This is a genomic window from Catenuloplanes indicus (assembly GCF_030813715.1).
GTDB classification, from domain to species: Bacteria; Actinomycetota; Actinomycetes; order Mycobacteriales; family Micromonosporaceae; genus Catenuloplanes; species Catenuloplanes indicus.
Window position 1 is genome coordinate 6999697 of sequence record NZ_JAUSUZ010000001.1, and the last position, 23809, is coordinate 7023505.

A 23809-nucleotide genomic window follows, 5' to 3' on the forward strand; every position below is an offset into this window, starting at 1 on the left:
TGCGCGGGACTGAAGAAGTGCTGTGAGCCGCTCAGCCCCAGTTGTACGTGTGCCGGAGCACGCCGGCGATCCGGTCGAAGCGCTGCCGGTCCAGGACCGCGCCCTCACGCCGGATGCCGTCCTCGCGGACCTGGATCACCCGGTCCAGGCGCACGAAGCTGGGCCGCCGGTCGCGGTCCCACTCGCCGGGGCCGAGCGCGAGCCAGTGCCGCTGGCCCTGACGCTCGCTCTGGCTGGAGAGCATCAGCCCGAGCAGCACCCGGCCGTCCCGCCCGACGACCAGCACCGGGCGGTCCTTGCCCTGCGACGCGTCCTCCTCGTAGGCGACCCAGGTCCAGACGATCTCGCCCGGGTCGGCCTGGCCGTCCAGCTCCGGCGCGTACGCGAGCTGGCGGCCGCGGCGGATGCGCGCGGTGGCGGGCGTGGGCCGGGCGGGGCGGCCCGCACTGCCGGTGCCGGGCCGCGCGGTCGGCCGGCCGGTGAGGCGCCGGCCCAGGTGCGCCGCGCCCTCCCGCAGGCCGCCGGTGCGCTGCGCCGGTACGGGCGTGGACGACCGGCCGGTGAGCTTGTCCGCGATGCCCCTCAGGATTCCCGCCATGCCGGGCACACTACGGCCCGCTGGCAAGATCCGCGCGGCGCGGTCCGGCCTACTTCGCGGAGTAACCGGTGACGGACGGCGTGTAGGTGGCGATCGAGGTCTGCCCGTACGCGTCGGTGACCCGGTACCGGATCGGCGGCACCGGCCCGGTCGCGGCGCCGCGCGCGGGCGTGAAGATCACGAAGCCGGCCGCGGAGATCAGCGTCGGGTCGAACGGCCGGCCCTCCTCGGCCGCCACGCCGGAGATCGCGGCCATCGAGAACTCGCCCTGCGGGACCACCGCGCCCGGCGGCAGCTCGGTGCCGTCCGGGGCCACGTAGCCGATCCCGCCCCCGGCCGGCAGCGGCACCTGTACGCGCTGCTCCTCACCCGCGCGCCCGGAGCTGTGCAGGTCGTCGACGGCCGGTGGCGCCGGGCGGGTCACGGTCGGCGTGTACGTGGTGGTGTGCCTCTCCCCGGCCGGGTCGGTGAGCTCGATCGTGACCGGGTCCGCGGTGCCGAGGAAGCCGAGCGTGGGCGTGTAGCTGATCGTGGTCGCGGACTCGCGCGCGTAGAAGCCGTTCGGCACGACCACGCAGTCGGTGTAGTCCGGGTGCCGGTTCGCCAGCTGCATCGACCAGCCGGCCGGGAGCGCCAGCGTGACCTGCTGTTTGACCAGGCCGGCCGCGGAGGAGGTGAGCGGTGCCCAGACCGGTGCCAGCTCGGGGGCCTCGGCGGTCCCGGCGGCCGGTGCGGCGGCCGCGGGGGAGGCGGCGAGCAGCGGCAGCGCGAGTGCGGGCGCGGCGAGCACGGCGGCGGTGGCGAACGTCAGCGATCTTGGAGTCGGCACAGGCCCAGGATAAACGCCCATAAGCCGCCTACCCGGGCAAACACCAGGGGAGCAGGCCCATAAAACCCGTCCGGGGGTACGCCGTAGCACGGCGTACCCCCGGACGGGTCGTGATCTTCGAAGTTGTCAGCGCGGGCGGTTGTTGTTGTTCCCGCGCCCGCTGCCCGGCCGGGCCGACGACTGCGGCGCCGGTGCCTGCTCGGGGCGCGCGGCCGACCCGGAGCGGAACGCGATCTTCTCGCTCGGTGCCGGGAAGTTGGCGACCTTCTGGCCCTTGAGCGTGTCGCGCAGCGTGCGGGCGACCGCGGCGATGATCTCCTTCTGCACCGGCTCGCCGACCGCGTCGCGCGGGTTGTCCGGGTTCACCGCGATGCCGGCGATGGCCAGCTTCGTGGTCACACCGATGAACGACTCGGTCTCGTTGCCGGAGGAGCTACCGGTCTTGCCGGTCACCGGGATGTTGCCGACGATGTCGGCCACCTGGATCGACGTGCCGTTGCTGCAGGTGCCCTGCTGCGGGCGCTGGCCGACCGGGCAGCGGCCCGCGTCCGCGGCGGCCCGGGCCACGTCCTTGTCGATCGCCTGGGTGCAGTCCGGCTGGGAGACCTTCGCGGCCGCCTCGCTGGACGTGCCGGTGGTGTCCGTGATCGAGACGACCGGCGTGGGCTTGCAGAACTTGCCGTCGGCCGCGATGGTCGCGTACGCGTTCGCCATGTCCAGCGGCGTGGTGCTGGTGACGCCGAGCGTGAACGTGCCCCAGCTCTTCGCCGCCTCGGGCTCCGCGTACTGCGCGTCGTTGCCGCGGAACTTGATGCCGAGCCGCTTCGCCATCTCCACGGCCTTGTCCGCGCCGACCGTCTCCTCCAGCTTCACGAAGTACGTGTTGGAGGACTTGCCGAAGCCGGTCCACATGTTCTGGTAGCCGTCCTGGTAGCTCGGCGCCGCGTTGACCGGGCACCAGAAGCCGCCGCAGTTCGGCGTGCCGCTGATCGGGTAGATCGACTTGTACGGCGTCTTCGTGGTGAAGCCCCGGTCCAGCGCGATGCCGTTCTCCAGCGCGGCCAGCATGACGAACATCTTGAACGTCGAGCCGAACTGGTAGCCGGCCGAGTCCTCGCTGCCCGCGATCAGCTGGTTCACCGTGTTCGGGTACTTCCTGCCGCCCGGGTTGTCCTCGATGCTGTAGTGCCGGTTGATCGCCAGCGCCTTGACCTTGCCGGTGCCCGGCTCGATCGCGGCGAACGGCGCCGCCTTCGGGTTGTCGAAGCCGTAGATGTTCTTCGACTCGTCGGCCAGCTTGTTCTGCACGGCCGGGTCCATCGAGGTGACGATCCGGAAGCCGCCGGTCTTCAGCGCGGCCAGGCGAGCGGACGGCGTGGAGCCGAACTCCTCCTGCTCGGACCACCACTGCGTGAAGTAGTCGCAGAAGAAGCCCCAGCTGTTGTGCGCCTCGGAGACCGCGGTGCAGTTGCCCGGCGCCCGGCTCGGCTTGAGACCGAGCGGTTCGGCCATCGTCTTGTCCGCGTCCGCCTGGGTGATCGCGCCGGTGCCGACCATCGCGCCGAGCACGTAGTTGCGCCGGTTGATCGCCTCGGTCTCGTCGTTGTTGACCGGGTCGTACAGGTCCGGCGACTGCACCAGACCGGCGATCATGGCGGCCTGGCCGAGCGTCAGCTTGTCCGCCGTGGTGGAGAAGTACGCGTTCGCGGCCGCGGAGATGCCGTACGCCTGGTTGCCGAAGTATGCGATGTTCAGGTAACGGCGGAGGATCTCCTCCTTGTCCAGCGAGTCCTCGATCGTGACCGCGTACCGGATCTCCTGGAGCTTGCGGCCGGTGGTCTGCTCGGTCGCGGCGAGGCGCTCCTCCTGGGTGATCGTCGGGTCGTTCTTCAGCACGTTCCGGACGTACTGCATGGTCAGCGTGGACGCGCCCTGGGAGACCTCACCGCCCTGCGCGTTGGACACGAACGCGCGCACCAGGCCCTTGACGTCGACGCCGCCGTGCACGTAGAACCGCGTGTCCTCGGCCGCGACGATCGCGTCCTTCATCGTCTTGGCGATGTCCTCGCTCTCGACGTCGGTCCGGTTCTCCTCGTAGAACTGGGTGATCTGCGTCTTGCCGTCGTTCGCGTACAGGTACGACGTCTGCGCGGTCGGGGGCGTCTGCAACGCGCTCGGCAGGTCCTCGAACGAGTCGCTGGCCAGCTTCGCCGCGAGACCGGCCGTGGCGCTGGCCGGCAGCGCCGCACCCGCGACCACGGCGCCACCCACCAGGCCGAGCATGCCGAGGGTGAGGACCTTGCGGGCTATGGAGAGCGTCGTGCGCACCTTGCCGGGGCCCGTGGTGGTTATCGCCACGGTCTCCTCGCCGGGGGCGGGCGTTCTTGCCGGTACCTGCATTGCGGGAAGGATCCCCTCGTACGTCGAAGTGGGCCGTCTTCAAGAGTCGCGCCGTGAAGCGTAGAAGGCCACTCCACGGGCGGAAGTCACAGGCTGCTACCGGTGACTGATCGCTTCACGGCACGTACATTCCTGTATGCGTGCCGTGATCATTCCTGTCCTTGGTGATCCGGTGCGGGGACACTCGTCCGAATTGTGGTCTGTCCTCGTGCGGTGTCTTAGGAGAACATGAACGCTCCCGTGATTCAGCACGGGGATCGGTGCTCTGCGGGGGTGGGGTTGCGTGCCGGACGAGGAAGACTCCGGGGAGATCGCCGAGGTTCCGGTGCCCGCTGACGGCAAGCCGACAGTGACCTCGCATCCGTTCTGGATGCGTTTTCGTTTCGTGACGCTGGTGGGACTGTGCGTACTCGCGGTGGTCATCGCGGTGAGTCTGGTCTTCTTCGGTCGTACCCCGTCCGTGGACGAATTACGCGAGCAGGCCGGCCTCAACGGCAAACAGTCCCTCCGGATCGGCGTGAAGTTCGACCAGCCCGGGATCGCCGAGCACGAGTCGGACGGCACGTTCAGCGGATTCGACATCGAGATCGCATACATGGTGGCGGAAGATCTCGGATTCCGCCGCAATGAGATCGAGTTCTACCAGATACAGAGTGAAGATCGCGAGCGCATGCAGGCGGCGACGCCCGACGGGGCGACCGTGGTCATCGTCGACCTGGTGATCGCCAGCTTCAGCATCACCGAGGAACGGCGGAAGACACCCGGCGTCGCGTTCTCCGCGCCGTACCTGTTCACCGAGCAGTCCGTGCTCACCCGCGGTGATCACCCGCCGGTCGCCACGCTGGAGGACCTGCGCGGCAAGCGGGTGTGCAGCCTGGCCACGGCCACCAGCGCGACCGCCGCCGCGGCGGCCGGCAACATCGTGCAGTCCGAGCTGACCATCAGCAGCTGCGTCGAGGCGCTGCGCGCCGGCCGGGTCGAGGCGATCAGCACGGACGCGGCGATCCTCGGCGGCATCAAGGCGCGCAACCCGGACCTGCTGCACTGGGACATCGGCCTGACCGCCACCGAGGCGTACGGGATCAACGTCGGCGAGAACGAGGCGCTGCTCAAGCTGGTCAACCTCAGCCTCTGGCACTCCCTCGAGGACCCGGACGACGCCCGCTGGGAGGACGCGTTCGACCGCAACATCCGGGTGAACGAGCCGGCGAACCGCGGCGTGCCGCTGGCCCGGCCGGACCAGCCGCACGTGGACAAGCCGGAGGTCCGCGAGTGGTTCTCCGGGGGCCTCGGGTGACCGTACCGGCGGCCGGCTCGGTGCGGCTGCCGGCCGGCACGCGCGCGCAACAGCAGTGGCTGCTGACGCTGCTGCCCGCGTTCCCGCTGGTGCTCCTCGTGCTGCGGCTGTGGTACCTCAGCCGGCAGGACCTGGCCACCATGCTGCTGCTGGTGCAGTACGTCAGCCCGCTCGGCCTGCTCACCTCGCTGACCATCACGCTGGTCTGGGTGCTGCCCGCGGTGGTGCTGCTGATCCGGCTGTTCGGCACGCTGCTGCTGATCAGCGCGCCCAGCCAGGACGACGCCTGCCGCTCGCTGCTCGCCGTCGTCACGCTGCGCATGCCGGACTGGACCGTGGTGATCGCGGTGCTGCTCGCCGCGATCACCTGGCAGATGCGTTTCCTGCCCACGCTGCTGATGCTGACCCTGATGATCGTCGGGCTGACCACCTGGCTGCGCCGCGGCGACGACCGCGCCGTGCTGATCATCATGGGCGTGGCCGTGCCGGTCGCGGTGGGCGTCCTGGCGTACCTGTGGCTCGGCCCGGCGATCATGGCGGCGCTCCGGGCCGGCGAGACGGTCAACGCGCTGCTGCTCGCCGTGCCGCCCGCGGTCGCGCCGGTGCTGACCGGCCCGATCCCGGCCGGCGTCGCGCGGCTCGGCACGCACTGGGTCGCGGTCGCGGTGTCGATCGTGGCGCCGTTCGCGGTCGGCGTGCTCTTCATGCGCGCGCCGATCCTGCCGGACACCGCGATCGAGGCGAAGGCCGGCGCGGTGTTCGTCCCGGACCCGGAGGAGCCGGCCGGGGAGATCGACGTGTGGCGTGGCCGGCTGATCACGGTCGACGACAGCATGGTCACGCTGATGGACGCGGACGGCCGGGTGCGCTTCATCCCGTCGTCGGAAGTGCTGTCCCGTACGCTGTGTCCCGAGGCGGAGCAGGTGCCATCCAGCGTGGTCTACGTGCAGGGGTGGTACGCCGAGGACACCGCGCTGGAGTGGATGGCACCGAAACAGCGACTGACCGAGCCCGACCCGCGGTGTCAGGGGAGACCCGTGCGGGCCGAGTGATTCTCCCGCCGAACCCGGCGCACGACGTGACCGGTTGGCGGACCATGATGGGATACCACCGCCTGGAGACAGGCCGACGACGATTTGGCAGGCTTCCGCCATGACCTTGCAGCTGCGATCCGCGGCCATGACCGACCGCGGCCTCATCCGGAGCGGTAACCAGGACTGTGCCTACGCCGGGCGCTACCTGGCGGCCGTCGCCGACGGCATGGGTGGCATGGCCGCCGGCGAGGTGGCCAGCCAGCTGACCATCGAGGCAGTGCAACCCTTCGACGCGCTCATCGCCGACGAGCAGCAGGTCGAGGCGCTGCACGCGATGGTGGAGGCGGCGAACGCGCGCATCCACGAGCACGTCTCGGCGAACCCGACGCTCCAGGGCATGGGCACCACGCTCACCGCGCTGCTCTTCTCCGGCACCCAGTTCGCGCTGGTGCACGTCGGTGACTCCCGGGCGTACCTGCTGCGCGACGGCAAGCTGGTGCAGCTCACCCGCGACGACACGTACGTGCAGATGCTGGTGGACGAGGGCGTGATCACCGAGGACGAGGCGACCGTGCACCCGCGCCGGTCCGTCGTCACCCAGGCGCTGCAGGGCGAGGCGGTCGCACCGGCGTACGCGAAGATCCCGCCGCAGGCCGGCGACCGCTGGCTGCTCTGCTCCGACGGCCTGTCCGGCGTGGTGTCCGCGGAGACCATGGCGCAGACCATGTCCGACTACCCGGACATGCAGGAGTGCGCGAAGCGGCTCATCGATCTCGCGCTGCGCGCCGGCGGGCCGGACAACATCACCGTGGTACTGGCCGAACTGGTCGACGACACGGCCGACCCGGACCCGCAGGGAGCCACCTGCGCGTCCGAGCCGGCGACCCCCGCGGAAGCGGTGAGCTGAGACAACCCCGGCCGAATCGCGCGGGCGCGCGACCTGCGGTAGGTTCTGACCGGTCGCGGAAAACCCCGCGCTGCCCCCGGTGAGTGGTGATGACCTCTACGCGCCTCGCGACGGCGATGCTGCCCCTCGGCGACGCCGCACCCACCCGCCCCCGGGCCCGGTTCGGCGCCGTCGCCGCCGGCACGCTCCTCGCCGTCGCGCTCGTCGTCGCGGTGAACAGTCTCGGCGTGCTGCCCGGCCGGGCCGGCGTCGCGCTGGACAATCTGGCGCAGCTCGCGGCCGGTACCGCCGCCGCGTTCTGCTGCCTGATCACCGCGCGCGGCCTGACCGGACCCGGCCGCGCCTGGCGCCGGCTGATCGGCGCCGGCATGATCGGCTGGTCGCTCGGCCAGGTCGTCTGGACCGTGCACCAGCTCTTCGGCGGCGCCTACCTGCCCGGCCCGGCCCCGGCCGAGCTCGGCTACATGGCGCTGCCGGTCTTCGCGCTCTGGGCGCTGCTGACCGTCACCGCGGTCTCACCGCGCCGCGTGCTCGGCCACTCCCGGCACACCCGCGTGGTCGCGATGCTGGACGTGGTGGTCGTGCTCGGGTCCGTGGTCATGCTGTCCTGGGCGCCGATCCGCGCGGTGCTGCAGGGTGAGGGCCCGCCCGGCGCGATGGTCGCCGGCGTCGCCCACCTGGTGGTGGACGCGCTGCTCGGCGCGCTGCTCGGCCTGCTCCTGGTGCTTCGCCGGCCACCCCGCGCGCTGCGGGCACAACTGCTGCTGCTCGGCGGCGGCCTGCTCGCGCTGACCGTCTCGGACGGCTTCTACGCCTACCTGGTGGCCACGGACGCGCACCGGATGACGCCGCTGCACAGCGCGGGCTGGGTGCTCGGCCCGGCGCTGATCGCACTGGCCGCGCTGGCCCGCGCACCCGAGGAACCGGCGGCCGAACAGGACGACCTCGACCCGGTCCTGCTGCTGCTGCCGATCCTGCCGGTGGTCGCGACCGGCGTGACCATCGCGATCCGCACGCTGATCGGCCACCCGCTGACCTGGCCGGAGGTGGCGCTCGGCTGGCTCGGGCTGTTCCTGGTGATCGTTCGCCAGCTGGTGACCATCGTGGACAACCGCGCGCTGCTGCTGTCCGTCGCGGAGGCCCGGCGCCGGCTCGCCCACCAGGCCACGCACGACCCGCTGACCGGCCTGGCCAACCGCGAGCTGTTCGGCCGGCGGCTGAGCGCGGCCGTGGACGCGCACCGAGAGGAGGGCCGCCCGGTCGCGCTGCTCTTCGTCGACCTGGACGACTTCAAGTTCGTCAACGACAGCTTCGGGCACGCGGCCGGCGACCGGATGCTGCAGGAGATCGCGGCCCGGCTGCAGCGCTGCGTGCGCTGCGACGACATGGTGGCCCGGCTCGGCGGCGACGAGTTCGCGGTGCTGCTGGAGGCCGACCCGGGCGCGCCCGGCCTGGTCGGGGAGCGGATCCTGGCCGCCGTCCGGGAACCGGTGCTGATCGACGGCAAGCCGGTGTCGGTCGCGGCCAGCGTCGGCGTGGTCGCGCCCGAACCGTACGACATCGGCCTCACCGGCGACGCGCTGCTGCGACGTGCCGACGCGGCCATGTACGCCGGCAAGCGACGCGGCAAGAACATCATGGTCCGGTACGCCGGCACGCGCGACGGCGGCGGCGACGCCGACCTGCCCGGCCTGCTCGCCGAGGCGCTGGCCGCCGGTCCCGCCGCCTCCGGTTTCACGGTCCACTACCAGCCGATCGTGGACCTGCACGGCGACGCCGTCCTGGCCGTCGAGGCACTCGCCCGCTGGACCCACCCCGACCTCGGCGTGATCGGCCCGGACGTCTTCGTCGCGGTCGCCGAACGCGCCGGCCTGGTCGCCGCGCTGGACGACTTCGTCCTCGACACCGCCGCCCGCGACGCCCGCGCTCTGGCCGCGCTGCACGGCCGCGACGTCGCCCTGCACGTGAACGTCTCCGCCGGCCGCCTCGGCCGCCCCGAGCTGGAGATCGCGGTCGCGGACGCGCTCCGCCGCCACCGGCTCCCCCCGGAACTGCTCATCCTGGAGATCACCGAAACCCGCCGGATCGCCGACCTGGACGCCGCCGTAGCCGCCGCCGCCCGCCTGGCCGCGATGGGCGTCCGCCTCGCCCTCGACGACTTCGGCACCGGCTTCAACTCCCTCGCCCAGCTGCACGCCCTCCCGATCGCCATCGTCAAACTCGACGCCACCCTGACGACCGCGGACGACCGCTCCCGCGCCCTGGTCAGCTCCGTCCTGTCGATCTGCCGCGACATGGGCGCCTCGGTGATAGCCGAGGGCATCGAGGACACCCCCCAGGCCGCCACGCTGGCCGCCCTCGGCTGCCCCCTCGGCCAGGGCTACCTCTACGGCGCCCCGGCCCCCCTCCCGGCCTAGGTCCTGTATCGAAGTGGATGGCCGGGCTGCGGCGAGGCCCGGGCGCCGCCTGGCCGCACGTCGCAAAAGCCCACATACAACACCGGTATGAGGGCTTCCGCGCCGCACACCCGGACGACACCTGGACCACGCCTCGCTCCGACCCCACGTGCCACGCCACCGTCACTTCCGCGGCCGCCGGCCTTCCGGCGAAGGGATCTGCGCGGAGCGGCCCGCTGCGCGGAAAAGTCCGCTGTGCGCAAAGGCCCGCTGCGCGGGAAGATCCGCGCTGCATCGAAAAATGTTCGCTGCGCGTTGAAGCGTCCGGCGACGATGCCACCGGGGCCGCGGAAGAGCCCGTCACCGGGCACGTCGTGCCCGAGATATCACGATGAAGAACGCGGGGAAAGCCGCGTGTCAGACGTGGATGATCTCGACCGGGATGTTGCCGCGGACTGCGTTGGAGTAGGGGCAGACCTGCTCGGCGGCGTCGGTGAGGGCCTTGGCGGCGGTGGCGTCGAGCGTGGGCAGCGAGACCTCGAGCGTGACCGTCAGGTTCAGGGCCGGGCGGTCGGTCGCGCGGACCAGGCCGACCTTCGCGTTGACCGTGGATGCGCCCAGGTCGAGCTTGTCCTTGCGGGCGACCGTCCGCATCGCGGAGTGGAAGCAGGCCGCGAAACCGGCCGCGAACAGCTGCTCCGGGTTGGTCGCGCCGCCGGCGCCGCCGAGTTCCTTCGGGGCGGCGACCGGGAAGTCGATCAGGCCGTCGCTGGACGCGACCGCGCCGTTGCGCCCGTCGCCGGACGACGTCACCTCGGCGGTGTAGATGGCCGACATGTGCCTCACTCCTTCGTACCGTTGATGGTGTTGGTGATTTTTTCCAGGGTTCGGTGCAGCTGGACGTATTCGTCGAGCGAGATGCCGAGGCCGCCGGCGATCGTCATCGGGACGGCCGCGCACTCGGTGCGCAGCTCGCGGCCCGCGTCGGTGAGCCGGATCTCGACCACGCGCTCGTCGGACGCGCGCCGCGCCCGGTGGATCAGCCCGGCCGTCTCGACGCGCTTGAGCATCGGCGAGAGCGTGCCGGAGTCGAGCCGCAGCGCCTCGCCCAGCTCCTTGACCGTGACGGCGTCGTCCGGCCGCTCCCAGAGCACCAGCAGCACCAGGTATTGCGGGTAGGTCAGGCCGACGCGGTCGAGCAGTGGCCGGTAGAGGTCGGTCACCGCGCGCGACGCCGAATAGAGCGCGAAGCAGAGCTGGTAGCGCAGGCCCATGCCGATCGCCGGATCATCCGTCACCGGACAGAGGCTAGTGCCCAATTAAATTGTGCACAACCTAAAACCCCTTCGCGGGTACGCTGAGGCGGGTGAGCCACGTCGCAGGACTCCTGCTCGCCGCCGGCGCCGGCCGCCGCTACGGCATGCCGAAGGCGCTCGTCCCGCTGGACGGCGAGCTGCTGGTCGATCGCGCCGCTCGCACGCTCACCGCCGGCGGCTGCGACTCCGTGCTGGTCGTGCTCGGTGCGGCCGCGGCCGAGGTGCGCGCCCGGGCCGCGCTGACCGGCGCGGACGTGGTCGTCAACGACGACTGGCCGTCCGGCATGGGCTCGTCGCTGCGCGCCGGCCTGTCCGCGCTGGCCACCCGGCCCGAGGTGGACGCGGCGCTGGTGCTGCTGGTCGACCTGCCCGGCATGACCGCGGCCGGCGTGGCCCGGCTGGTCGCCGCGGGCGGCCGGGACGCGCTGGCGATGGGCGGCTACGGCGATCGGCGCGGCCACCCGGTGCTGCTCGGCCGTGACCACTGGGCCGGTGTGGCCGCGCTCGCGGACGGCGACGTCGGCGCCCGGCCCTACCTGCGCGCGCACCGGGACGCCGTGCGCGTGGTGCCGGTCGGCGACGTGGCGTCCGACGAGGACCTGGACGTCCCGGCGGTTTCCGGCACGCAAAATGAGGATCAAAGTGCTTCATGATCGATGCCCGGGCTGATTGACTGTCCCGGTGACGCTCGCCGAACTCAACGCACTGCCGGAGGACCGGGCGCGCGCGGAGCTGCGCACCTGCTGCGCCTCGACCCGGTGGGCGACCGAGGTGGCCGCGCGCCGCCCGTACCCGCGGCTCGAGGATCTCTTGAAGGTCGGCGACGCCGCGCTGGCCGTGCTGAGCTGGGACGACGTGCTGGAGGCGCTGGCCGCGCACCCGCGGATCGGGCAGCGCGTGACCGGTGCCGGCCGGGAGAGCGCCTGGTCGCGGCGGGAGCAGTCCGGCATGGACGCCGCGACCGACGACGTGCGCGCCGCGCTGGCCGAGGCGAACGCGGCGTACGAGGAACGGTTCGGGCACGTGTTCCTGATCTTCGCGAGCGGGCGGTCCGACGTGGAGATGCTGGCCGCGGCGCGGGAACGGCTCGGCAACGACGAGGCGGCCGAGCGGCGCGTGGTGCACGGCGAACTCACGAAGATCGTGCGGCTGCGGCTGGAGAGGCTGTTCGGATGATCGAGTACGCGAGCATCTCCACGCACATCCTGGACACCGTCTCCGGTGAGCCGGCCCGCGGCGTCTACGTGCGGCTGGAGCGGCGCGACGCGGACGGCTGGTCGATGATCGCGGAGGGGCACACCGACGACGACGGGCGGCTGCGCGAGTGGGCGCCGATCAACGCGTGGCAGGCGGGCGGCTACCGGCTGGTCTTCTACGTGGAGCCGTACCTGGGCGGGAACGCGTTCTTCCCGGAGATCACGGTCGCGTTCCACGTCCACGACCCGAAGCGGCACTACCACGTACCACTGCTGCTCAGCCCGTACGGATACACCACCTATCGAGGGAGCTGACGTGGGGATCGTGCTCGGGCCGAACCGATACGGCAAGGCGGAGACCCGGGTGGTGCGGGTGTCCCGGGGCGCGGACGGCACGCACGCGCTCACCGACCTGAACGTGAGCGTGGCGCTCTCCGGCGACCTCGAGGACACGCACCTGACCGGCGACAACGCGCACGTGCTGCCGACCGACACGCAGAAGAACACGGTGTACGCGTTCGCGAAGCAGCACGGCATCGCGTCGCCGGAGGCGTTCGGGCTGCTGCTGGCGCGGCACTTCACGGCGTCCCAGGAGACGATCACGGGCGCGCGGGTGGAGATCGAGGAGTACCCGTGGAACCGGCTCGGGCCGCACTCGTTCTCCCGGGACGGTTCGCTGGTCCGTACCGCGTCGGTGGAGGTCTCGGGTGCCACGGAAACCGTCTTCGGCGGGCTGGCCGGACTGACGCTGCTCAACTCGACGGACTCGGAGTTCTCCGGCTTCATCCGGGACGGCTACACCACGCTGGCCGAGACGTCGGACCGGATCCTGGCTACGGCGGTGGACGCGCGGTGGCGGTTCGCCGCTCCCGAGGCCGAGTTCAACGCGGTCTTCTCCGCTGCCCGGGACGCCATGATCGACGCGTTCACCGGGACCTACAGCTACTCGCTGCAACAGACGCTGTTCGCGATGGGCGAGGCCGTGCTGGAGGCCTGCCCGGATCTCACCGAGGTGCGGCTGCGGCTGCCGAACAAGCACCACTTCGTGGTCGACTGCACGCCGTTCGGGCTGGACGCCACGCCCGAGGTGTTCCACGCGGACGACCGCCCGTACGGCCTGATCGAGGGCACCGTCGTCCGGGAGGACTGATCCGGGGTCTCCCTGAGTCTGCGTCGGGGCCGGGCGGTGCGACGTGCGTCGCGTCCGGTGCCGTACAGCGGTGATATGACGCTCATGTGATGCGTTTTCCCTGTTCAGAGCGGGAATGAGCAGCATCTGAGGAATCGACGCGAGACTATTGCGTGCCGGGCGGGGTGTGGGGAGCCTCGCGGGAGCGCCCGCCGGATCACGGCGGGCGGCCCGCGTTCCCGACACCCCCGGGGAGATCCTCTTGCTGCACCTTCGACGAAGCCGGCGGCGCACCACGCTCGCGAGCCTCGCCGCTACGCTGCTGGTCCTGCCGATCACGGCCTCGGCCCACGCCGCACCGCCGGCCACCGGCGCGGCCCGGCCGGCCGCGCACGGCGCCGCGGACCGCGTCCTGGCCGCGCCGGACATCAGCGTCGCCGCCGTGAAGGCCCACCTGGCCCAGCTGCAGTCGATCGCGACCGCGAACGGCGGGAATCGCGCGCACGGCCGGCCGGGCTACCTGGCCTCGGTCAACTACGTACGGGGCCACCTGGACGCGGCCGGGTTCAGCACGACCGTGCAGTCGTTCACCTACGGCGGTGCCACCGGGTACAACCTGATCGCGGACTGGCCCGGCGGCGACGCGAACGACGTGCTGATGGTCGGCGCGCACCTGGACAGCGTGACCGCGGGCGCGGGCATCAACGACAACGGCAGCGGCTCGGCCGCGATCCTGGAGACCGCGCTGGCGGTTGCGCGGACCGGCCTCGTACCCGATCGGCATCTGCGTTTTGCCTGGTGGGGCGCTGAGGAGCAGGGATTGCGCGGCTCGACGTACTACGTGAACAACCTGTCCGCGGCGGCCCGCGCGCAGATCACCGGCCACCTCAACTTCGACATGGTGGGCTCGCCGAACGCGGGCTACTTCGTCTACGACGGCGACAACTCGGACGGTACCGGCGCCGGCCCCGGCCCGGCCGGCAGCGCGGAGATCGAGTCGGTGATCGAGGACTACTTCGCCGGCATCGGCGTGCCGACCCGCGGCACGGACTTCGACGGGCGCAGCGACTACGGGCCGTTCATCGCGCGCGGCATTCCCGCCGGCGGCACGTTCACCGGCGCGGAGGGGACGAAGACCAGCGCGCAGGCCACGCTCTGGGGCGGCACGGCCGGTGCCCGCTTCGACCCGTGCTACCACGCGGCCTGCGACACCACCGGCAACATCAACGACACCGCGCTGGACCGGAACTCGGACGCGATCGCGTACGCGGTCTGGACGCTCGCCGCCGCGCCGGCCCCGGGCACGCCGGTCTGGTCGGACGGCTTCGAGACCGCGACCGGGTGGACCCCGAACCCGTCCACGGCCGACACCGCCACGTCCGGCGCGTGGGAGCGCGGCACGCCCGGCGCGACCAGCTCCGGCGTCGCCACCCAGCTGACCGCGCGGACCGGCGCGTACGACCTGGTCACCGGCGCGGCCGCGGGCAGCAGCGCGGGCGCGGGCGACGTGGACGGCGGCATCACCAGCGTCCGGTCACCGGCGATCGCGCTGCCCTCCTCCGGCACGCTCACGCTGTCGTTCGCGTACTACCTGGCGCACCTGAACAACGCGTCCAGCGCCGACTACCTGCGGGTCCGCGTCGTGGGCAGCACGACCAGCACGGTGCTGACCGTGACCGGCACCGCCGCGAACCGGGCCGCGTCCTGGGCCGTGACCAGCGCGGACGTCTCCGCGTTCGCCGGGCAGTCGGTGCGCATCCTGGTCGACGCCGCGGACGCGTCCACCGCCAGCCTGGTCGAGGCCGCCATCGACGATGTGCTGATCACGCAAAGTTGAGGCGATTTCCCGGTACGGTCGGAAGTCGTGCACGACCTCGTGGACTGGCTCTCGACGCTGCCGCCGCTCGCCGTCGCCGCCGTCGTCATGCTCATCATCGGCGGGGAGAGCATGGGCATCCCGCTGCCCGGCGAGATCGCCATGGTCTCCGCCGCGCTCCTGTCCGTCAGCGCCGGTTTCAGCCCCTGGTACATCGCGGTCGGCGCCGCGGTCGGCGCGATCGTCGGCGACTCCATCGGATACGCCATCGGCCGTCGCGGCGGCCGGCCGCTGCTGATCCGGCTCGGCCGCCGCTTCCCCCGGCATCTCGGCCCGCCCCACCTGGCTCGCGCGGAAAGCGTGTTCGCCACGTGGGGCGTCTGGGCCGTCTTCTTCGGCCGCTTCGTCGCGCTGCTGCGCATCCTGGCCGGCCCACTCGCCGGCGCGCTGCACGTCCCGTACGGCAAATTCCTGGTCGCCAACGCCGCCGGCGGCCTCCTCTGGGCCTTCGGCACGGTATTTCTCATCGTCTGGATCGGCGAGGCCGCCGAACGCTACCTCCAGGACTTCGCCTGGGCCGCCCTCCTCTCGGGCCTGATCATCACGCTCGCCACCACAGCGTGGATCCGCCACCGCACCGAACGCGAACCCGCCTGACCCTTTGTCTCACCCGCCACCCCGGCCTCGCTCCGGCACTTGATCTCGGTGCCTGGTTCTTGGTTCCGGCGCCTGGCCCTGGCCGACGACGACAATATGGTGAAATCTCGGGCACGGAGTGCCCGCTTCGCGGAGCAGGCAGCACCGAGCCGGTACGCGCAGCCGTGCGACACGGTTTCCGCGCATCATCGGCGCCGATTCGCGGTCGCGACGCTACGCGAACGTGTAGCGCGTCTGGGAATACGGTGCCTTCGTGAAGGCGAGAATCTTGGTCGGCGTGAGTTCGTAGACCGGGGCGGTGTTGCCGTGGCCGGGGTCGGTGAAGGCGCCGTCGCGGACGATGAAGGTCCAGTCCAGTTTCGACTGCCAGAGCGTGGTCAGGTGGGTGAGGAGGGGCTCGTCGCGGGTGACGGTGGCGGTGCCCTCGATGATGACGTCGATGCCGGAGCGGTAGAGGCTGGTGCCGGTGGTGAGGGCGCACGCGGGGTTCGCGGCCAGGTTGACGGCCTTCTGTTCGCGGGCGCCGGTGCAGAAGTAGGCGCGGCCGTGCAGCCACATCGCGGGGAGCGGGGCCACGTGCGGGCGGCCGTCGGTACGGACCGTGGAGAGCCAGAACATCTCGGCGCCGGTGAGCACGCGCTCGGCGTCGGGCCAGGGGAGCGGGGCGGAGCCGGGCTCGCTGAATTCCGTGATGTGAGTGCCGGTGAGCGTCATGCCTACCGTCCTACCGCCCGGGTACGACATTCTCGCGCCGAAAGGGTGGTTGCGACGCCAAGATCGGGGTAGACAGGACGCAGCCGAGCGAACCGGGAGGTGAGTGCCGTGGGCGTGAAGACCTTCATCGAGGGCTGGCCCGTGTGGCGGCAGCTCACCGGCACCGACCCGCTCGGGCGCGGGCTCGCGGCACAGTCGCGGCGGTCCAGGGAGCTGACCGCGCGCACCGAGACCGCAGACTCCGTGGCCAAGTCGGTCTGTCCCTACTGCGCGGTCGGTTGCGGCCAGCGCGTGTTCGTCAAGGACGGCCGGGTCACCCAGATCGAGGGCGACCCGGACAGCCCGATCTCCCGCGGCCGCCTCTGCCCGAAGGGGTCGGCCAGCAAGAGCCTGGTCACGAACCCGGACCGGCAGCGCACCGTGCTCTACCGCCGGCCGTTCGGCACGGACTGGGAAGAGCTGAGCCTGGACACGGCGATGGAGATGATCGCCGACCGGGTGGTGGCCGCGCGCGAGCAGACCTGGGAGGACCGGGACTCCGACGGCCGCCCGCTGAACCGCACGCTCGGCATCGCGAGCCTGGGCGGCGCCACGCTGGACAACGAAGAGAACTATCTGATCAAGAAGCTCTTCACCGCGATGGGCGCGATCCAGATCGAGAACCAGGCGCGCATTTGACACTCCGCCACCGTTCCCGGTCTGGGAACTTCTTTCGGCCGTGGCGGGGCCACCGGGTTCCAGCAGGACCTGGCCAACGCTGACTGCATCGTCATCCAGGGTTCGAACATGGCCGAGGCACACCCGGTCGGGTTCCAGTGGGTGATGGAGGCGAAGAAGCGCGGTGCGACGATCATCCACGTCGACCCGCGGTTCACCCGGACCAGCGCGATGGCGCACAAGCACGTGCCGATCCGGGCCGGTGCGGACATCGCGTTCCTCGGCGGCGTCGTGCGCTACATCCTGGACAACGAGCTCGACTTCCGGGAGTACGTGCTGGCGTACACGAACGCGGCCACCATCGTGTCCGGCGACTTCCAGGACACCGAGGACCTGGACGGGTTCTTCTCCGGTTACGACCCGGAGCACAACGTCTACGACCAGACCAGCTGGGCGTACGAGGGGCAGCGCGGCCAGGCGGACAGCGAGCACGAGGAGCACACGGAGCGGGAGACCGCGTCCGGGCTGCAGCAGGAGTCGCACGGCGATCCGATCCCGGGTGGGACGCGCCGGGACGAGACGCTGCAGGACCCGCGGTGCGTCTACCAGATCCTGAAGCGGCACTTCGCGCGCTACACGCCGGAGGTGGTGGAGAGCCTCACCGGCGTACCCCGGGCTGATTTCCTGAAGGTCTGCGAGGCGTGGACCCGGAACTCCGGCCGGGAGCGGACCACGGCGCTGGTCTACTCGGTCGGCTGGACGCAGCACAGCGTGGGCGTGCAGTACATCCGGACCGGCGCGATCATCCAGCTGCTGCTCGGCAACATGGGCCGGCCCGGCGGCGGGATCATGGCGCTCCGTGGGCACGCCAGCATCCAGGGGTCGACCGACATCCCGACGCTGTTCAACCTACTGCCCGGCTACCTGCCGATGCCGGTCGCGGGCAAGCACGACACGTTCGACGAGTGGATCGACAGCATCCGGCACCCGGGGCAGAAGGGCTTCTGGGCGAACGCGCGCGCGTACGCGGTCAACCTGCTCAAGGCGTACTGGGGCGACGCGGCCACCGCGGAGAACGACTACGGGTTCGGCTGGATGCCCCGGCTGACCGGCGATCACGGTACGTACCAGCAGGTCCTGAACATGATCGACGGCAAGGTGAAGGGCTACTTCCTGCTCGGGCAGAACCCGGCGGTCGGCTCCGCGCACGGCAAGGCGCAGCGGCTCGGCATGGCGAACCTGGACTGGCTGGTCGTCCGCGACCTGTACGAGATCGAGAGCGCAACGTTCTGGAAGAACGGGCCCGAGGCCGAGACCGGGGAGATCACGCCGGAGACCTGCCGGACCGAGGTGTTTCTCATGCCGGCCGCCAGCCACGTGGAGAAGGAGGGCACGTTCACCCAGACGCAGCGCCTGCTCCAGTGGCGGGAGAAGGCGGTCGACCCACCGCAGGACTGCCGCTCCGAGCTGTGGTTCTTCTACCACCTGGGCCGGCTGGTCCGCTCACGCCTGGCGGGTTCCACGTTGCCCAGGGACCGCGGTCTGCTGGAGATGGCCTGGGACTACCCGGTGCACGGCGACGAGGCCGAGCCGAGCGCGGCCGACGTGCTCAAGGAGATCAACGGGTACGAGGTGGCGAGCGGCCGCCCGCTGTCCTCGTTCACCGAGATGAAGGACGACGGGAGCACGCTGGGCGGCTGCTGGATCTACACCGGCGTGTTCAAGGACGGCGTGAACCAGGCCGCCCGGCGCAAGCCGCGGTCCGAGCAGGACTACGTGGCGGCGGAGTGGGGCTGGGCCTGGCCGGCGAACCGGCGCACGCTCTACAACCGCGCGTCAGCGGACCCGTCCGGTGCGCCGTGGTCCGCCCGGAAGGCGTACGTCTGGTGGGACGCGGAGAAGGGCGAGTGGACCGGGCACGACGTGCCGGACTTCGAGAGGACGAAGCCGCCGTCGTACCGGCCGCCGGAGGGCGCGGCCGGCGTGGACGCGATCGCGGGCGACGACGCGTTCATCATGCAGGGCGACGGGAAGGGCTGGCTGTTCGTGCCGAGCGGGCTCATCGACGGCCCGATGCCGACGCACTACGAGCCGGCCGAGTCGCCGATCCGCAACCCGCTGTACGGGCAGCAGGGCAACCCGACCCGGAAGATCTACGTACGCGCGGACAACGTGATCAACCCGAGCCCGCCGGAGCCGCACAGCGAGGTCTTCCCGTACATCTTCACGGTCAGCCGGCTCACCGAGCACCACACGGCCGGCGGCATGAGCCGCACGCTGCCGTACCTGGCGGAGCTGCAACCGGGCCTGTTCGTCGAGGTGTCACCGGCGCTGGCCGGCGAGCTCGGCCTGCGGCACATGGACTGGGCGCACCTGGTCACCGGGCGGTCCGCGGTGGAGGCCCGGGTGTTCGTCACCGACCGGCTGCGGCCGCTGCGTGTCGAGGGGCGGATCGTGCACCAGATCTGGCTGCCGTACCACTTCGGCACGAACGGCGTGGTCACCGGCGACTCGACGAACGACCTGTTCGGCATCACGCTCGACCCGAACACGCTGATCCAGGAAAGCAAGATCGGCACGTGCGATCTGGTGCCGGGGCGGCGTCCGAGGGGTCAGGCGCTGCTGTCCTACGTGGCCGCCTACCGGCGCCGCGCCGGCCTGACCGACGACCACGTGACGCCGATCCAGACGACTGGGGATGACGATGGGTAACCTCTCCGGCCCGGGGAACAACAGCCTGTACGGTCCGCTGGATCCGGCGCCGGACGCGGGATATGCCGACGCGCCGCCGCGGATGGGGTTCTTCACCGACACCAGCGTGTGCATCGGCTGCAAGGCGTGCGAGGTGGCCTGCAAGGAATGGAACGGCGTGCCCGCGGACGGGTACGACCTGCTCGGCCAGTCCTTCGACAACACCGGCGGGCTGACCGCGAACTCGTGGCGGGCCGTGCACTTCATCGAGCAGCCGATGCCGGCATCGGTGTCCGCGGTCGACGCGGCGCCCGCCGCCGCGCCCGCGCCGGCCGCGGTGGCGCTCGGCATGCCGGGCATCGGGCCGCCGGCCGGGGAGGCACGGCCGGACTTCCGCTGGCTGATGATGTCCAACGTCTGCAAGCACTGTACGCACGCGGCCTGCCTGGACGTGTGCCCGACCGGTGCGCTGTTCCGCACCGAGTACGGCACCGTGGTGGTGCAGGAGGACATCTGCAACGGCTGCGGCTACTGCATCCCGGCCTGCCCGTACGGCGTGGTCGACCAGCGCAAGGACGACGGCCGCGCGTGGAAGTGCACGCTCTGCTACGACCGGATCGGCGACGGGCTCACGCCCGCGTGCGCGCAAGCCTGCCCGACCGAGTCCATCCAGTACGGCGAGCTGTCCGAGCTGCGGGAACGGGCGGCGGAACGGGTGGACGCGCTGCGCGCGGCGGGGGAGACGACCGCGCGGCTGTACGGGCACGACGAGAACGACGGGGTCGGCGGCGACGGCGCGTTCTTCCTGCTGCTGGACGAACCCGAGGTGTACGGGCTGCCGCCGGACCCGGTCGTCACCACGCGCGACCTGCCGGCGATGTGGAAGCGTGCGGGCGTGGCCGCACTGACGATGGTGGGAGCGGCGATAGTGGCGTTCGCGGGACGGTCGCGGTGAGTACACCGTCCGGCATCCCGTCGCGGGACGGTGTCGGTAAGGCCGGGCAGGGGGTCGATCGGCGGGGTGAGCGGGACGTAGTGGGCCGGCCGGATTCACCCGGCCGACCGGGCCGCCGGGACAGGTCGCGGTCGCGGTCGCGGGAAGAGATCATGGTGCCGGAGGCCGAGTTCCGGTCGTACTACAACCGGCCGATCGTCAAGGCCGCGGTCTGGAAGCACGACATCGCCGCGTACCTGTTCACCGGCGGGCTCGCGGCCGGGTCCGCGCTGCTCGGCGCCGGTGGCGACCTCACCGGGCGGCCCGCGCTGCGCCGCGCCGGACGCCTTGCCGCGCTCGGTGCGATCGGCGCCAGCACGTACTTCCTGATCGCCGACCTCGGCCGGCCGGCGCGGTTCCACCACATGCTGCGGATCGCGCGGCCGACCTCGCCGATGTCGATGGGCACCTGGATCCTCTCCGCGTTCGGCGGCGCGGCCGGAGTGGCGGCCGCGGCCGAGATCGCCCCGGCGCTGCTGCCCGAACGCGGGCTGCTCGGGCTGGTCCGCCGCGCGATGCCGCTCACCGGCCGGGCGACCGGGATCGCCGCGGCGGCGGCCGCCCCGGCGCTCGCCACCTACACCGCGGTGCTGCTGGCGGACACGGCCACGCCGTCCTGGCACGAGGCGTACCCGGAACTGCCGTTCGTCTTCGGCGGCAGCGCGCTGGCCAGCGGGGCCGCGGTCGGGCTGATCGCGGCGCCGGTCGCACAGAACGGCCCGGCGGCGCGGCTCGCGGTCGCGGGCGCGGTCATCGAGCAGATCGCGGCGCACCGGGTCGAGCACGGGATGGGACTGCTCAGCGAGCCGTACCGGCAGGGCCGGGCCGGGAAGCTGCTCAAGGTGAGCCGGGCGCTGACGATCGCGGGCGCGGTGGGCGCGGTGCTCGGCCGCCGTAGCCGGGTGGTGTCCGCGCTCTCCGGGGTCGCGCTGCTGGCGGCCTCGGCGGCGACCCGCTTCGGGATCTTCGACGGCGGCATCGCCTCGGCGCGGGATCCGAAGTACACGGTGATCCCGCAGCGCGCCCGGCTCGCGGACCGCACGGCGGGTTCCGGCGGCACCGGGGGTCTGGCCGGCGCAGGGAGTTCCGGCGTCACCGGCGCTTCGGCCGGGACGCCCGCGGCCGGCGGTATCGCGGTCACCGGCGGTGCGGTCCTCGGCGATCGCGGTGACGGCACCGCCGACGCCGCCGGCCACTCCGCCGATGACGACTCCGTGCGGTGACCACGACGCTCGCACCGGCCGGCTTCCGGACCGGGCCGGGTGCGCGCCCTCGGGGCCGCGGTCGGCGGATCGGCCTCGGCGGACCGTCCGGTGAGGGACGACCGCCGAGGCCTGATGACGCCTCCCTGAGACGGTCAGCGGCGGTTACGGTCCGGCAGGTCGGCCTCGATCCGTTCCTTGCGGACGCGCCCGCCGACCGTCTCCTCGTCCTGTACGGTCTCCGTGCCGAGACGGACCCGCTCGACCGGCACCGCCTCCGTGCGCACCACCGGACGTTCCGCGTGCAGCGTCACCTCGTGCTCGGACTCGCTGATCGCCGGGCCGGCGAACGCGTCCTCCCGGTTCGCGTCCGTGATCGGCTCGCGTTCCAGGCGCACCTCCTCGCGCTGCACCGGCACGGTGGTCCGCACGTCCTCGGTGACCACGTACTTGCGCAGCCGTGCCGTACCGGTCGCGTGCCGTTCCGTATCCACGTGCAGACGTTCCTCGGAGCGGGTCATCGCGTGCCGGCCGGCGTTCTCACCGCCGGCGTAGTACGCGTACAGGCGCTGCACCTCGGACTGGTCGAGCGGCTCGTCGGCGTCGCTCTCCACCCGCGGCGCACCCTTGATCGTGGACTTGTCGAACGGCACGAACAGCTCCCCGTCGCGCAGTTCGGCCGCGCCGAGCGGGATCAGCGTGTCGCGCAGGCCGAACAGGCCGGTGCGCACGCTCACCCACTCGGCGCCGGTGCCGTCCGCGCCCGTCCACACCTGGTCCACGGTGCCGACGCGGTCACCGTCCCGGTCGAAGACGGTGCGGCCAGGAAGGGAGTTCCAGTGCTCGGACGTGATGCTCATGGTTCCTCCTCGTGTCGCGGTGCTGGGTGCTGCGATACCCGCGTCACACAGCGCGAGTCAGTCGGACACGAAAGGTGACATGAGTGAGCGGACCGCTCATGTCAACGAACGATCAGCGTACGTCCGTCCTGGTCAGCCGCGCGCAGCTCGCCGATCACGGGGTGACCCGGCACCTCGCCCGCGATCAGTAGACCGCCGGACGTCTGCGCGTCCGCGAGAAGCAGAAGTTCATCCTCGGGTACGCCGTCCGCGTCCAGATGCGGCCGGACCCAGTCCAGATTGCGCCGGGTGCCACCGCTGACGAACCCGTCCGCGAGCGCGGCCCGCGCGCCGTCCAGGTAGGGCACCGCGGACGCGTCCACGAACGCGGTCACGCCGCTGGCCCGCGCGAGTTTGTGCAGGTGGCCGAGCAGCCCGAAGCCGGTCACGTCGGTCGCGGCGACCGCACCGGCCGCCACCGCCGCGTCGGCCGCGTCCCGGTTCAGCGCGATCATCGCGGCCACCGCGTGCGGGAACACCTCACCGGTCGCCTTGTGCCGGCTGTTCAGCACGCCGATGCCGAGCGGCTTGGTCAGCGTCAGCGGCACGCCGGGCCGCCCCGCGTCGTTGCGCAACAGCCGGTCCGGGTCGACCAGGCCGGTCACCGCCATGCCGTACTTCGGCTCCGGGTCGTCGACGCTGTGCCCGCCCGCGACCGGGCACCCGGCCGACCGGGCCACGTCCAGCCCCCCGCGCAGCACCTCCGCGGCCAGCTCCATCGGCAGCAGGTCACGCGGCCAGGCCAGCAGATTGATCGCGACGATCGGCGTGCCACCCATGGCGTACACGTCGGACAGCGCGTTCGCGGCCGCGATCCGCCCCCAGTCGTACGCGTCGTCCACCACCGGCGTGAAGAAGTCCGCCGTGGACACCACCGCCCGGTCCGCCCCGATCCGGACCACCGCCGCGTCGTCCCCGTCGTCCAGCCCGACGATCAGCTCGCGCTCCGCGTCGTGCGGCGCACCGCGCAGCCCCGCGACCACCGTCTCCAGCTCACCCGGGGGAATCTTGCAGGCACAGCCACCGCCGTGCGCGTACCCAGTCAGACGTACCGTCATGATCCGACTCTCGCACGCC

Annotated in this window: 20 protein-coding genes and 1 pseudogene; 13 read left to right on the forward strand and 8 right to left on the reverse strand. The window is 71.8% G+C overall.

Annotation, left to right across the window (positions count from 1 at the left end):
- Positions 1 to 31: 31 nt before the first annotated feature.
- The 3 genes from J2S42_RS31785 to J2S42_RS31795 all read right to left on the reverse strand — a co-directional run bounded on the left by J2S42_RS31785 (position 32) and on the right by J2S42_RS31795 (position 3827).
- Positions 32 to 598, reverse strand: a complete 567-nt coding sequence (locus tag J2S42_RS31785) for a type II toxin-antitoxin system PemK/MazF family toxin (RefSeq protein ID WP_307245083.1) — start codon at positions 596 to 598, stop codon at positions 32 to 34.
- A 49-nt stretch (positions 599 to 647) separates the two neighbouring features.
- On the reverse strand, positions 648 to 1427 hold the full coding sequence (locus J2S42_RS31790; RefSeq protein WP_307245085.1) for a hypothetical protein: 780 nt from the start codon (positions 1425 to 1427) through the stop codon (positions 648 to 650).
- 126 nt (positions 1428 to 1553) lie between these two features.
- Positions 1554 to 3827: a transglycosylase domain-containing protein gene (locus J2S42_RS31795; protein WP_307245087.1), complete on the reverse strand. Its 2274-nt coding sequence runs from the start codon at positions 3825 to 3827 to the stop codon at positions 1554 to 1556.
- 283 nt (positions 3828 to 4110) lie between these two features.
- Here J2S42_RS31795 and J2S42_RS31800 point away from each other — a divergent pair, with 283 nt between their 5' ends.
- The 4 genes and pseudogenes from J2S42_RS31800 to J2S42_RS31815 all read left to right on the forward strand — a co-directional run bounded on the left by J2S42_RS31800 (position 4111) and on the right by J2S42_RS31815 (position 9482).
- A complete protein-coding gene (locus tag J2S42_RS31800; protein WP_307245089.1) occupies positions 4111 to 5124 on the forward strand; it encodes a transporter substrate-binding domain-containing protein in 1014 nt (337 codons plus the stop codon).
- On the forward strand, positions 5121 to 6176 hold the full coding sequence (locus J2S42_RS31805) for a hypothetical protein (protein WP_307245090.1): 1056 nt from the start codon (positions 5121 to 5123) through the stop codon (positions 6174 to 6176). Before J2S42_RS31800 ends, J2S42_RS31805 begins: the two co-directional genes overlap by 4 nt.
- A 100-nt stretch (positions 6177 to 6276) precedes the next feature.
- Positions 6277 to 6990: pseudogene (locus J2S42_RS31810) on the forward strand (PP2C family protein-serine/threonine phosphatase); the annotation flags it as partial.
- A 164-nt stretch (positions 6991 to 7154) separates the two neighbouring features.
- Entirely contained in the window at positions 7155 to 9482 is a 2328-nt protein-coding gene (locus J2S42_RS31815; RefSeq protein ID WP_307245092.1) for a putative bifunctional diguanylate cyclase/phosphodiesterase, read from the forward strand.
- Between the two features lie 396 nt (positions 9483 to 9878).
- On the opposite strand, the gene J2S42_RS31820 is transcribed toward J2S42_RS31815, so the two are convergent.
- Both J2S42_RS31820 and J2S42_RS31825 read right to left on the reverse strand, forming a co-directional pair.
- Complete coding sequence (locus tag J2S42_RS31820; protein ID WP_307245094.1) at positions 9879 to 10298, reverse strand: organic hydroperoxide resistance protein; 420 nt, start codon at positions 10296 to 10298, stop codon at positions 9879 to 9881.
- Positions 10299 to 10303: 5 nt separating this feature from the next.
- Complete coding sequence (locus tag J2S42_RS31825; protein ID WP_370879448.1) at positions 10304 to 10735, reverse strand: MarR family winged helix-turn-helix transcriptional regulator; 432 nt, start codon at positions 10733 to 10735, stop codon at positions 10304 to 10306.
- Between the two features lie 92 nt (positions 10736 to 10827).
- Between J2S42_RS31825 and J2S42_RS31830 the strand changes: the two genes are divergently transcribed.
- From J2S42_RS31830 to J2S42_RS31855, 6 genes are all read left to right on the forward strand, one after another.
- Positions 10828 to 11430 carry a nucleotidyltransferase family protein gene (locus J2S42_RS31830; RefSeq protein ID WP_307245098.1) on the forward strand — a complete coding sequence of 201 codons (603 nt, stop codon included), beginning with the start codon at positions 10828 to 10830 and terminating at the stop codon, positions 11428 to 11430.
- 28 nt (positions 11431 to 11458) lie between these two features.
- Positions 11459 to 11953, forward strand: coding sequence for a 2-oxo-4-hydroxy-4-carboxy-5-ureidoimidazoline decarboxylase (gene uraD / locus J2S42_RS31835; RefSeq protein ID WP_307245101.1), 495 nt, complete (start codon positions 11459 to 11461; stop codon positions 11951 to 11953).
- Positions 11950 to 12288, forward strand: coding sequence for a hydroxyisourate hydrolase (gene uraH / locus J2S42_RS31840; protein ID WP_307245103.1), 339 nt, complete (start codon positions 11950 to 11952; stop codon positions 12286 to 12288). The genes uraD and uraH overlap by 4 nt, the downstream gene beginning before the upstream one ends.
- A gap of 1 nt (position 12289) precedes the next feature.
- Positions 12290 to 13123 (forward strand): factor-independent urate hydroxylase, encoded by an 834-nt coding sequence (gene pucL, locus J2S42_RS31845; protein ID WP_307245105.1) that lies wholly within the window; start codon positions 12290 to 12292, stop codon positions 13121 to 13123.
- Between the two features lie 241 nt (positions 13124 to 13364).
- Entirely contained in the window at positions 13365 to 14939 is a 1575-nt protein-coding gene (locus J2S42_RS31850) for a M28 family metallopeptidase (protein WP_307245107.1), read from the forward strand.
- Positions 14940 to 14966: 27 nt separating this feature from the next.
- Complete coding sequence (locus J2S42_RS31855) at positions 14967 to 15575, forward strand: DedA family protein (protein WP_307245109.1); 609 nt, start codon at positions 14967 to 14969, stop codon at positions 15573 to 15575.
- A gap of 213 nt (positions 15576 to 15788) precedes the next feature.
- On the opposite strand, the gene J2S42_RS31860 is transcribed toward J2S42_RS31855, so the two are convergent.
- Positions 15789 to 16289 carry a pyridoxamine 5'-phosphate oxidase family protein gene (locus J2S42_RS31860; protein ID WP_307245110.1) on the reverse strand — a complete coding sequence of 167 codons (501 nt, stop codon included), beginning with the start codon at positions 16287 to 16289 and terminating at the stop codon, positions 15789 to 15791.
- A 108-nt stretch (positions 16290 to 16397) separates the two neighbouring features.
- On the opposite strand from J2S42_RS31860, the gene fdh reads away from it, so the two are divergent.
- The 3 genes from fdh (at position 16398) to nrfD (ending at position 21854) form a co-directional block, all read left to right on the forward strand.
- Complete coding sequence (gene fdh / locus J2S42_RS31865) at positions 16398 to 19658, forward strand: formate dehydrogenase (RefSeq protein ID WP_307245112.1); 3261 nt, start codon at positions 16398 to 16400, stop codon at positions 19656 to 19658.
- Positions 19645 to 20592, forward strand: coding sequence for a 4Fe-4S dicluster domain-containing protein (locus J2S42_RS31870; RefSeq protein ID WP_307245114.1), 948 nt, complete (start codon positions 19645 to 19647; stop codon positions 20590 to 20592). Before fdh ends, J2S42_RS31870 begins: the two co-directional genes overlap by 14 nt.
- 152 nt (positions 20593 to 20744) lie before the next feature.
- Positions 20745 to 21854 carry an NrfD/PsrC family molybdoenzyme membrane anchor subunit gene (gene nrfD, locus J2S42_RS31875; RefSeq protein ID WP_307245115.1) on the forward strand — a complete coding sequence of 370 codons (1110 nt, stop codon included), beginning with the start codon at positions 20745 to 20747 and terminating at the stop codon, positions 21852 to 21854.
- 134 nt (positions 21855 to 21988) lie between these two features.
- Here nrfD and J2S42_RS31880 read toward each other — a convergent pair whose 3' ends face one another.
- The gene (locus J2S42_RS31880; RefSeq protein ID WP_307245119.1) at positions 21989 to 22693 is read right to left on the reverse strand and encodes a PRC and DUF2382 domain-containing protein; all 705 of its coding nucleotides are present in this window, start codon (positions 22691 to 22693) and stop codon (positions 21989 to 21991) included.
- Positions 22694 to 22794: 101 nt separating this feature from the next.
- The gene (selD, locus tag J2S42_RS31885; protein ID WP_307245121.1) at positions 22795 to 23790 is read right to left on the reverse strand and encodes a selenide, water dikinase SelD; all 996 of its coding nucleotides are present in this window, start codon (positions 23788 to 23790) and stop codon (positions 22795 to 22797) included.
- Positions 23791 to 23809: the final 19 nt, after the last annotated feature.